We start from the raw sequence: 10,559 nt of genomic DNA, 5'->3' as shown, positions 1-10,559 counted from the left end.
GCGACGTCGCGCCATTGCCCCTCCGTCAGCGCTTCGCGCTGCCACCTCCCCACCGCGTCGCGGCAGGGAGGATCAGGCCATCAACACTCCACCACGCTGACCGCCAGCCCGCCCTTCGACGTTTCCTTGTATTTGTCGCGCATGTCGCGGCCCGTTTGCAGCATCGTCGCGATCACCGTGTCGAGGCTGACGACGTGCGTGCCGTCGCCGATCATCGCGATGCGGCTCGCGTCGATCGCCTTGATCGCGCCCATCGCGTTGCGCTCGATGCACGGGATCTGGACCAGCCCGCCGATCGGGTCGCAGGTGAGACCCAGATTATGCTCCATGCCGATCTCGGCGGCATTCTCGACCTGCGCGTTGGTGCCGCCGAGCGCTGCGGTGAGCCCCGCCGCCGCCATCGAACAGGCGACGCCGACCTCGCCTTGGCAGCCGACCTCGGCGCCCGAGATGCTGGCGTTGCGTTTGTAAAGCGCGCCGACCGCGCCCGCGGCGAGCAGGAAGGTGCGCACCCCCGCCGCGTCGCCGCGATAGCTGCGCCGGTAATAGCGGATCACCGCCGGGATGATCCCCGCCGCGCCATTGGTGGGCGCGGTGACGACCTTGCCGCCCGCGGCATTTTCCTCGTTCACCGCCATCGCCCACAGGTTGATCCAGTCCATCATCGCCATCGGATCGGACAGGTTCGCCTCATGCCGTTCGCGGATGTCGGCGGCGATCTGCGGCGCGCGGCGCTTGACCTTGAGGCCGCCGGGCAGCGTGCCCGTGCTGCAGCAGCCCGCATCGATCGACGCGTCCATCGCCGCGGCGATCTGGTCGAGCCCGGCCTCGACCTGTTCGACGCTGCGGTGCACCAGCTCGTTGTCGAGCATCATTTCGGCAAAACTCTTGCCCGACGCCGCGCCCATGCTGAGGAGGTCGGCGCCCGAGGTGAAGGCGAAAGGCAGCGTCACCTCATCCTCGGCGCCGCGGCTGTTGCGTCCCGCCTCCTCCTCGTCGACGACGAAACCGCCGCCGATCGAGAAATACATGCGCTTGGCCAGTATCTCGCCATCGCCGTCGCGCGCGGTGAAGCTCAGGGCGTTGCTGTGAAAAGGCTGGCGCTGCTTCATCTGGAAATGCAGGTCGCGCGCCGGTTGAAAGCGGACGCGCTGGCGGCCGAGCAGATAAAGAAAGCCCTCATTCTCGGCGCGGTCCCAATGCGCCTTGATCGCAGCGAGGCTGGTTTCGGCCGGGATTTCGCCCGCCAGCCCGGCGACCACTGCGGTATCGGCCGCGTGCCCCTTCCCCGTCAGCGCAAGCGAGCCATAGAGATCGGCCTCGACATGCGCCGCCTTGCCGAGCAGGCCGCGTTCGTCGAGCCAGACGGTGAAGCGCCGCGCCGCAACCATCGGTCCGACGGTATGCGAGCTCGATGGCCCGACACCGATTTTGAAAAGTTCGAAGAGGCTGATCGTCATGCCGCGCCTATAGGCGAGGAAATAGTCTTATGACAGAAGCCAATGCCCTGACGTCGAAAGCCGTGTGCCCCCGCGAAGGCGGGGGTCCATCATCCGTGGGCGAAAAATAGCACCGACCGGAGATGGGTCCCCGCCTTCGCGGGGACGCACGGCCTTTTCTTTGACGGGAAATTACGCCGGATAGGTCCAGGCGCCGTCGCGCGCCAGATTCTCGGCGGCGAAATCCCAGTTGAGCAGTTCGTCGACCACCGCATCGACGTAGGCCGGGCGCAGGTTCTTGCGGTCGATGTAATAGGCATGTTCCCACACGTCGATGACGAGCAGCGGCTTGATGCCGGCGGTCACTTCGGTGCCGGCGTCATGCGTGTCGGTGACCGACAGCTTGCCGTCCTTGGCGACCAGCCACGCCCAGCCCGAGGCGAAATGGTTGACCGCCGTGTCCTTCAGCTTCTTCTTGAGATCGTCCAGCGACCCGAAGTCGCGGTCGATCGCCGCGGCGAGATCGCCCGACGGTGCGGTCTTGGTCGGCGACAGGCAGTTCCAGTAGAAAGCGTGGTTCCACGACTGGGCGCTGTTGTTGAACAGCCCCTTGTTGCCCGATCCTTCGGCATGGTGGATGATTTCTTCCAGGCTCTTGTCGGCGAGGTCGGTGCCTTCGATCGCGGCATTGGTCTTGTCGACATAGGCCTTGTGATGCTTGCCATGATGCGTCGCGAGCGTGTCGGCCGAAATATGCGGCGCCAGCGCGTCCTCGGCATAGGGCAGCGGCGGAAAAGCGATTGTCATGGCAGTCTCCTTTTTTTGGTGTTCGGGGGTGTAACTCGGTATGTTTGACGCGAGTTGCAACCCCGTGACGACGAATTCTGGCGTTATTTTTACGTCACCATGCCGCGCAGCGTCGCGATCCGGTCGGCTTCCTCCGCCAGCTTGTCGCGCCGGATGCGCGCGATGCGCGGGAAACGCATCGCCAGCCCCGATTTGTGGCGCTTCGATGCGTGGATCGAATCGAAGGCGACCTCGAGCACCAGCGTCTTTTGGACCTCGCGCACCGGGCCGAAGCGATCGACCGTGTTGTCGCGCACGAACTTGTCGAGCCACTTCAGCTCCGCGTCGGTGAAGCCCGAATAGGCCTTGCCCACCGGCAGCAATTCGCCCGCCTCGGTCCAGCAGCCGAAGGTATAATCCGAATAGAAGCTGGCGCGGCGCCCGTTGCCGCGCTGCGCATACATCATCACGCAATCGGCGGTCAGCGGGTCGCGTTTCCATTTGTACCACAGCCCCGCCCTTCGCCCGGCAACATACGGGGCATCACGCCGCTTGAGCATCACCCCTTCGATCGCGGCGTCGCGCGCGCCGGCGCGCAGATCGGCGAGTGCATTGAAATCTTCGGCCGCGATGAGCGGCGACAGGTCGAAATGGCTGGCGGCCAGCCGCGGCACGAAGGCCTCCAACTGCCGCCGCCGCTCGGTCCACGGCAGGGCGCGCAAATCATCGCCATCGACGCCAAGCAGGTCGTAGACGCGCACGAAGGCTGGATAATCGGCGAGCATCTTTTTCGACACGGTCTTGCGCCCCAGCCGCTGTTGCAGCGCGTTGAAGCTCGCCGCCCCTCCCTGTGTTTCTGGCCCGCCCTGAACCTCGCCGCGCACGAGCAATTCGCCGTCGATCACCGCCTCCTGATCGAAGGCCGCGACCAGTTCGGGGAAGGCGCCGCTGATTTCCTCGCCGCCACGGCTATAGATACGCGTCTCGCCGGCGGCACGCACGATCTGGACCCGGATGCCGTCCCATTTCCATTCGGCGGCGAAGTCAGCGAGATCGACATCCTCTTCCTCGAGCGGATGCGCGAGCATGAAGGGCCGAAAGAAGGCGACGTCGGCAAGGTCGGGACGCGGCGCCCATCCCTCACCCCAGGCGAACAGCGGCGCATAGGGCGGCGGGATCGCGTGCCACAGCTCCTCGACATCGTCGACCGGCACGCCGAACGCCTGTGCAAAAGCCTGTTTCGCCAGCCGCGCCGACACCCCGACGCGCATCCCGCCCAAAGCCAGTTTGAGCAGCGCATAACGCCCGTCGGCGTCGAGCCGGTCGAGCAATGCGGCGACGATCGCGGGCGCATCGCTGCGACTGGCGGCGGCCAGCGCGCCGACGGCTTCGGATACCGAGAGTGAAGGTTGCGCAGTGTCCGAATCCCGCACCCCCGAGCGAAGCCGAGGGGCCATGCCGAGCGAAGTCGAGGCCGCAACGCCCGATATTCTCGCTGCGCTCGAAAGAGCCCCTCGGCTTCGCTCGGGGATACGGATTGTTTCTGTCCGGTTGTCTGAATCAGGCCACAACAGCGCCGCCGTCTCCGCCGTATCGCCGACGAAATGCCGCGACAGCCGGAACAGCTCTTCATCCACGCGCGTCGCGAGCAGCGTCCGCACTGTCCCCGCCTTCACCGCCGGAAAGTCGAGCGCCTCGGTCAACGCCGCAAGCGCCCAGCCGCGATCGGGATCGGGCGTATGCTTCAGATAATCGACGATCAGCGCCAGCTTGCTGTTGCGCGAGCGCGTGTAAATCAGCCGGTCGATCAGGGCGGCGAAGCGCTTCACGCCTCCTCCTCCAGGTCGCGGCCGACGAGGTGCAGCGCGCGCGCCTTGCGCTGGGTGAGTTCGCACCAGCGCAAGAGGCCGTCCTCGCTGCCGTGGGTGATCCAGCTTTCCGTGGGGTTCACCTCGGCTATCGTCGCGGTCAGTTCGTCCCAGTCGGCATGGTCGGAGATGACGAGCGGCAGTTCGACCATCCGTTGCCGCGCGCGTTGGCGCACGCGCATCCAGCCCGACGCCATTGCGGTGACAGGATCGGGGAGCCGCCGCGACCAGCGGTCGTTGAGCGCGGACGGCGGGGCAATGACGATCTGCCCCGCCATCGCCGCCTTGTCGGTTTCGGATACCAGCCGCAATTCGCCCAGATCGACGCCGTGCGCAGCATAGAGCGCGCACATCCGTTCGAGCGCGCCGTGAATATAGATCGGCGCATCCCAGCCCGCGCCGCGAAGTTCGGCGATCACCCGCTGCGCCTTGCCGAGCGCATAGGCGCCGACGAGTATCGCGCGGTCGGGCTCGGCACGCACCGCGCCGATCAGCTTGGCGATCTCATCCCCAGTCGGCGGGTGCCGGAACACCGGCAGGCCAAAGGTCGCCTCCGTCACGAAAATATCGCACGGCACCACCTCGAACGGTGCGCAGGTCGGGTCGGCCCGGCGCTTGTAATCGCCGGTGACGACGATCCGCTCGCCGCGATACTCCATCAATATCTGCGCGCTGCCGAGCACATGGCCGGCGGGATGGAAGCTGAACCGCACCCCGCCGCGCTCGAACCCGTCGCCATAGGCAAAGGCCTGATTATGGCTCGCCTCGGCATCGACGCCATAGCGCAGGGCCATGATCGCGAGCGTCTCCGGCGTCGCGAAGACCGATCCATGCCCGCTGCGCGCATGGTCGGCGTGGCCGTGCGTCACCGCAGCGAGCGCAACCGGACGCGACGGATCGATCCACAAGTCGGCGGGCTTCACATAGATGCCGCTCGGGTGCGGCTGGATCCAGCTAGCGCCGGGCATCAGGCGGCCAGCTTTCGCGCGCGGATCAGGTCGGCGACGAACATGTCGCGCTCCTTGGCCGCGCGGTCGCGGTCGGGCAGGCGGAGCAGGAACGACGGATGGACCGTCGCGATCAGCTTCGTGCCGCCCTCCAATTCATGCACCGACCCGCGCATCGACGCGATCGTCGCGCTTCGCCCCGTCACCCCGCGCAGGGCGCTGCCGCCCAGCGTCACGATCACGTCGGGCCGGACCAGCGCGCGCTCCTTGTCGAGCCACCAGCGGCACAAGTCGATCTCGGCAGCCGTCGGATTCTGGTGCAACCTTCGCTTGCCGCGCGGTTCGAATTTGAAATGCTTGACCGCGTTGGTCAGAAACAGCCGCCGTCGGTCCATGCCCGCTTCGTCGAGCGCTTCGTTCAGCACTTGCCCTGCCGGGCCGACGAAGGGCCGTCCCTGCAAATCCTCCTGATCGCCGGGCTGTTCGCCGACCAGCATGATCCGCGCCGTCTCCGGCCCCTCGCCCGCGACCGCCTGCGTCGCGTCGCAATAGAGCGGACAGCGCGTGCAGCGATCGAGCGCGCGCGCGATCGCGTCAAGCGTATCAAGGGCTTCGGTCGAGGCGTCGTCGTCGGTCACGCGTTTGCGCCATTTCTCCGTTCGCGCATTCGCAGCCGAAACGGCCACCGCGCGCATCCGTTCCACGCGCGCCTCGGCGCCTGCCAGCAACGGCGCAATATCCTGTGCCTCGGGCAGGTTATGCCAATATTTTTTCGGCATTTCGGCGCGCATCGCGGCGATCTTGACGCGCGCGGGGTTGAAGATCGCGCCATAATAGGTGCGCCATTGATCCTCGACCACATCGCTCTCCGGCACTTCGTCCCGCGTCCCGCCGGGGCCGTAACGCAGCCGCTCGCCTTCCCAGATCGCGCGCGCATCGGGGGTGACGATCGCCCAGTCCATGCCGGTGAAGCGGCGCTGGAAAAAGGGGGCGGTCAGCCGCAGGATGCGGTGCGCGGGCTCGAACCACGCCGCGAAGCGCTCGCGCTCGCCATCCTCGCCCAGCCGCCGGAACCGCACGAAGGCGTGCATCTTGTGAACGTCGCGGCGGATCGCCTTGTCGGCCTTCATCAGCCAGTCGACATCGGCGTCGGTGCGCCGTTCAAGCAGCCGACGGTCTTGCAACGCGCGCCAAAGGACGCGGTAAAGACGAGCGGGCACCGCGGCATCGCGGTAACAGATCACCCGCTCGGCGATCGCAACCAGCTCGCGCGGCAGGCTGAGCGCGCCGGACGGCGGCAGCACCGCTGCGGCCTCGCCGAACAGCGATGCGCCCTCGCCGCCGCCGCGCCAGCTGATGTCCTCGGGCGCAATCCCGTCCGCCAGCAGGCTGCGCGCGGCGCGGCGCCATTCGCCGAAATCGCCGGGCGTTTCGAGGACGACCTCCCTCACAGCGCCAGCGTCAGTTGTTCCGCGGGCGGCGCGAAGCGGGCGCGCAGGTCGGCACTGTCGGTGAGCTTGCCCGGCCGCCAGTCGGGCGTGACGATGAAGGGCAGCAGCTTTTTAACCGACGCCGTCAGCTTGGCGAGGTCGCCGAGCCGCACCTTGCCCAGCCGCCGCGCCGCCACGATGCGGTCGACCGCGCGCGTGCCAAGACCGGGCACGCGGAGCAGCAGTTCGCGCGGCGCCCGGTTGATGTCGACGGGAAAGCTCTCGCGCTGCTGAAGCGCCCACGCAAGCTTGGGATCGATCGCCAGGTCGAGCATACCGCCGCGCCCGCCCGCCATGATCTCGGCGCGCTCGAAGCCATAGAAGCGCAGCAGCCAGTCGGCCTGATACAGGCGGTGCTCACGCATCAGCGGCGGCCGCACGGGGGGCAGGTCGCTGCTCGCGTCGGGAATGGGACTATAGGCCGAATAATAGACGCGGCGCAGCCGATAGCCCGAATAGAGGTTGGTCGCCGCGTGCAGGATGTCGTCGTCGCGCGCGCCGTCGGCGCCGACGATCATCTGCGTCGATTGCCCGGCAGGCGCAAAGCGCGGCGGCGGTGCCTTGCCGATCAGCCGTCCCTTCGCGGCGTCGAGGACGTCGGCCTCGCGCGTGCGCACCGATGCCATCGTCTTGCGAATAACGCCGGGCTTCTTTTCGGGCGCAAAGCTCGCCAGTCCCGCCTCGGTCGGCAGTTCGACATTGGTCGACAGCCGGTCGGCATAGATGCCGGCAAGCGCGATCAGCGCGGGATCGGCGCCCGCGATCGTCTTCAAATGGATATAGCCCTGAAAGCGATGCTCCTCGCGCAGCAGCCGCGCGACCTCGACCAGCTGCTCCATTGTATAGTCTTCGGACCGGATGATCCCCGACGACAGGAACAGCCCCTCGATATAGTTGCGCTTGTAGAAATCGAGTGTCAGCCGCACGACCTCCTGCGGATCGAAACGCGCGCGCGCGACATTGCTCGACGCCCGGTTGATGCAGAAGCGGCAGTCATAAACGCAGAAATTGGTCAGCAGTATCTTGAGCAGCGAAATGCAACGGCCGTCCGGCGCATAGCTGTGGCATATGCCCATGCCTTCGGTCGAACCGATGCCCTTGGTCGCGGTGGAATCGCGCCGCACCGTTCCCGAGGAGGCGCAGGAGGCATCATATTTCGCCGCATCGGCGAGGATCGCGAGCTTTTGCAGAATCGATTTTCCCGACATGCCACCCGTTTAACACGAGAACATTTTAGGAACAAATCGCCTCGTCGCGTTTCAGGCTTCGCGCCATTTGGCGGGCAGCGATATCTCGACGCGCAGGCCCTCGGGGTTCCAGTGCCGCGTAATCGTGCCCCCCAGATTGTTCCGGACGCTGCGCTCCATCAGCAGCGTGCCAAAGCTGGTGCGATCGGGCGGACCGATCGGCGCATCGCCGCCGCTTTCGGTCCAGTCGAGCCGGAACAGGCGCGGCTCGCTGCCTTCGGGATCCTGGCTCCAGCTGACATCGACCTGCCCGCGCGCGCCGGTCAACGCGCCATGCTTGACCGCATTGGTTGCCAGTTCGTTGAACAGCAGCGCCATCGCCACCAGCGCATTTTCGGGCAGCAGCAGGTCGGGGCCCGACCAGCGCACGCGCGGAAAGGCGGCTTCGACCTCGCGCATCAGCGCGTGTATCGATCCGGTCATGAAATTTGCGCCGAGCAGGACGTTCTGCGCACGGTTAAGCGCGTCGAGCCGGCTGCTGATCCGCTCGACATAATCGTCGACATCGCGCGCCGAATTTTTGGTGAGCGAAATGATCGCGCCGACCGTTGCAAACAGGTTGCGCATCCGGTGGTGCAGCTCGCGCATCAACAGCGTCGCATTTTCCTGGCGGCTCTTCTGTTCGGTGATGTCGGCGCTGATCCCGGTCAGAATGGCATCGTCGCGGCGCACATCCCAGTCCCCGCGCGCCGCGATCCAGCGCACACCGCGTTCGGGATGGTCGATGCGGTACTCCATCGAATAGGGCGCGCCGCTGTCGACAGAGGCATAGAGCACGCGGCGCACCGCGTCGCGATCCTCGGGATGGACGCGCGCGAAAAACCCCTCGCCGGTCCTCAATGCGGTTTCGAAATCGGCGCCCCATAGCTCGGCGGTGGCGCCGCGCCATTTGAGCTCGTCGGTGCGCGCGTCGAACTGCCAGGTCGCAATGCACGAAAAGTCGAGCGCGCGTTCCAGCATGTGCCGCGCCTCGTCGCGCTCCATCACGGTGCGCCGCAGGTCGGCCTCGGCCATGATGATCGCCGCCAGATCCTCGAGCCGTTCGCGCTCGCGGTCCGCAAAATCGGCGCGCGGCCGCCGGTCGATGATGCACAAAGTCCCCAGCACCGCGCCATTATAGGCGCGTAGCGGCACGCCGGCGTAAAAGCGGATCAGCGGTTCGTCGGTGACCAGCGGATTGCCGCGAAAACGGCTGTCCTCCAGCGTATCGGCGACGATCATCGCCTGCTCGCTGGTCACGACATATTGGCAAAAGCTGATCTCGCGCGGCGTTTCGGGCACATCGAGGCCGTAGGAGGATTTGAACCATTGCCGGCAATCGTCGACCAGCGAAACAAGTGCGATCGGCGCCTCGAACAAATCCGCTGCAAGTTTGGTGACACGGTCGAACGCCGGTTCGGGGGCGGTATCCAATATCCGGTATTCGCGAAGCGTCTCGAGCCGGCGGCGTTCGCGCTCGCGCATGTCCCTCGAACCCCCTTCGTCGCCCCCGTCGGCCAAAGCCCGCCCTCCGTCTTTTCCCGCCGCGCTCTTCTCCGAAGCGCCCTCGCTCGATGCCGTCGCATCGATTGCCGTGGTGGGGCGCTGTGCCATGAATCTGGTCCCTGCAAAAGCTTGTGAATGAGCGCGCAAGAAAAAGACCATCTTTCTGCTACTTACGCGGCGATCCGGTAGCGTCCCGGCAGACTCTACGCATCAGGCGCGTGGTGGTTGCAGAAAATGGGGGGGCTTTTTTGCGTCAATCCGGGAACCCGCCCCCGCGGGGCGCGTATGATCGGTTCAAAGAGGGAGGTTCCTGCATGAGCTTGGGCGAAGAAATCCGTGGCCATCTGCCGTTCCTGCGCCGCTATGCGCGCGCGCTCACGGGCAGTCAGCAACATGGCGACAATTTCGTCCACACCACGCTGGAAGTCATTGTCGCGGCGCCCCAGGAATTTCGCACCTGTCCCGATACGCGTATCGACCTCTACCGCAGTTTCCACCGCATCTGGGAAAGCGCCTATATCGACGACGGCGAAGGCAGCGACGCCGAACTCGACCCGGTGCTGCGCGCCGCGAACGACCGCCTCCGCCGGATCACGCCGCTCGGCCGCCAGATCCTCCTGCTGACCGCGCTCGAAGGTTTTTCGGCCGACGAGGCCGCGGCGATCACTGGCACCGACATCCCCACCGTCGAAACACTGCTCGCCGAAGCGGTCGGCGATCTCGACCGCGAATCGCGCACCTCGGTCCTGATTATCGAAGACGAGCCGCTGATCGCGATGGAGCTTGAACAGATCGTCCGCGAACTCGGCCACGAGGTTGCCGGGATCGCGACGACGCACGACGATGCGGTCGCGGCGTTCGAACGCACCGAGGCCGGCCTCGTCCTCGCCGACATCCAGCTTGCCGACGGATCGTCGGGGATCGACGCGGTACAGGATATTTTGGCGATCGCCCCCGTCCCGGCGATCTTCATCACGGCCTTTCCCGAACGGCTGCTCACCGGCAACCGCGTCGAGCCGACCTTCCTGATCTCCAAGCCCTTCCGCCAGAACATGGTCCGCGCCGCGATCAGCCAGAGCCTTCTCTTCACCCCCCAACTCGCGGCATAGGGCTTCGCTGGCCACCGGGGCGCTCACCCCGATACGGAGCGAGTGACCGGAAACGACCGATTGTGGACATACATGCTCCATGGCAAGTTTGCCTGATGCGCCCCATCATTCTGCTACCAACAGTTTTCCTGCTCTGCAGCTGTATAGACCAACCCAGCAGTGATGAGGTCGCGCCAGTTACCTCACCT

The 10,559-nt window shown here is 66.0% G+C and carries 8 protein-coding genes; 1 reads left to right on the top strand and 7 read right to left on the bottom strand.

Features of this window, described 5'->3' with window-relative positions:
- Positions 1–80 precede the first annotated feature (80 nt).
- The 7 genes from STE01S_RS08715 to STE01S_RS08685 form a co-directional block, all read right to left on the bottom strand.
- On the bottom strand, positions 81–1,460 hold the full coding sequence (locus STE01S_RS08715) for an L-serine ammonia-lyase (protein ID WP_062767042.1): 1,380 nt from the start codon (positions 1,458–1,460) through the stop codon (positions 81–83).
- Between the two features lie 171 nt (positions 1,461–1,631).
- Positions 1,632–2,246, bottom strand: coding sequence for a superoxide dismutase (locus tag STE01S_RS08710; protein ID WP_062767037.1), 615 nt, complete (start codon positions 2,244–2,246; stop codon positions 1,632–1,634).
- A gap of 89 nt (positions 2,247–2,335) precedes the next feature.
- A complete protein-coding gene (locus tag STE01S_RS08705) occupies positions 2,336–4,054 on the bottom strand; it encodes a cisplatin damage response ATP-dependent DNA ligase (RefSeq protein WP_062767034.1) in 1,719 nt (572 codons plus the stop codon).
- Entirely contained in the window at positions 4,051–5,061 is a 1,011-nt protein-coding gene (locus STE01S_RS08700) for a ligase-associated DNA damage response exonuclease (protein ID WP_062767032.1), read from the bottom strand. Before STE01S_RS08700 ends, STE01S_RS08705 begins: the two co-directional genes overlap by 4 nt.
- Positions 5,061–6,491, bottom strand: coding sequence for a UdgX family uracil-DNA binding protein (locus STE01S_RS08695; protein WP_062767031.1), 1,431 nt, complete (start codon positions 6,489–6,491; stop codon positions 5,061–5,063). The genes STE01S_RS08700 and STE01S_RS08695 overlap by 1 nt, the downstream gene beginning before the upstream one ends.
- Positions 6,488–7,738 (bottom strand): putative DNA modification/repair radical SAM protein, encoded by a 1,251-nt coding sequence (locus STE01S_RS08690; RefSeq protein ID WP_058812436.1) that lies wholly within the window; start codon positions 7,736–7,738, stop codon positions 6,488–6,490. The genes STE01S_RS08695 and STE01S_RS08690 overlap by 4 nt, the downstream gene beginning before the upstream one ends.
- A 51-nt stretch (positions 7,739–7,789) precedes the next feature.
- Positions 7,790–9,241, bottom strand: coding sequence for a GAF domain-containing protein (locus STE01S_RS08685; protein WP_062767028.1), 1,452 nt, complete (start codon positions 9,239–9,241; stop codon positions 7,790–7,792).
- A gap of 335 nt (positions 9,242–9,576) precedes the next feature.
- Here STE01S_RS08685 and STE01S_RS08680 point away from each other — a divergent pair, with 335 nt between their 5' ends.
- A complete protein-coding gene (locus STE01S_RS08680; protein ID WP_003052571.1) occupies positions 9,577–10,371 on the top strand; it encodes a response regulator in 795 nt (264 codons plus the stop codon).
- The last annotated feature ends 188 nt before the right edge of the window (positions 10,372–10,559 follow it).

The organism is Sphingopyxis terrae subsp. terrae NBRC 15098, from assembly GCF_001598815.1.
GTDB lineage: Bacteria > Pseudomonadota > Alphaproteobacteria > Sphingomonadales > Sphingomonadaceae > Sphingopyxis > Sphingopyxis terrae.
This window is presented reverse-complemented; position numbering and strand designations above follow the sequence as displayed.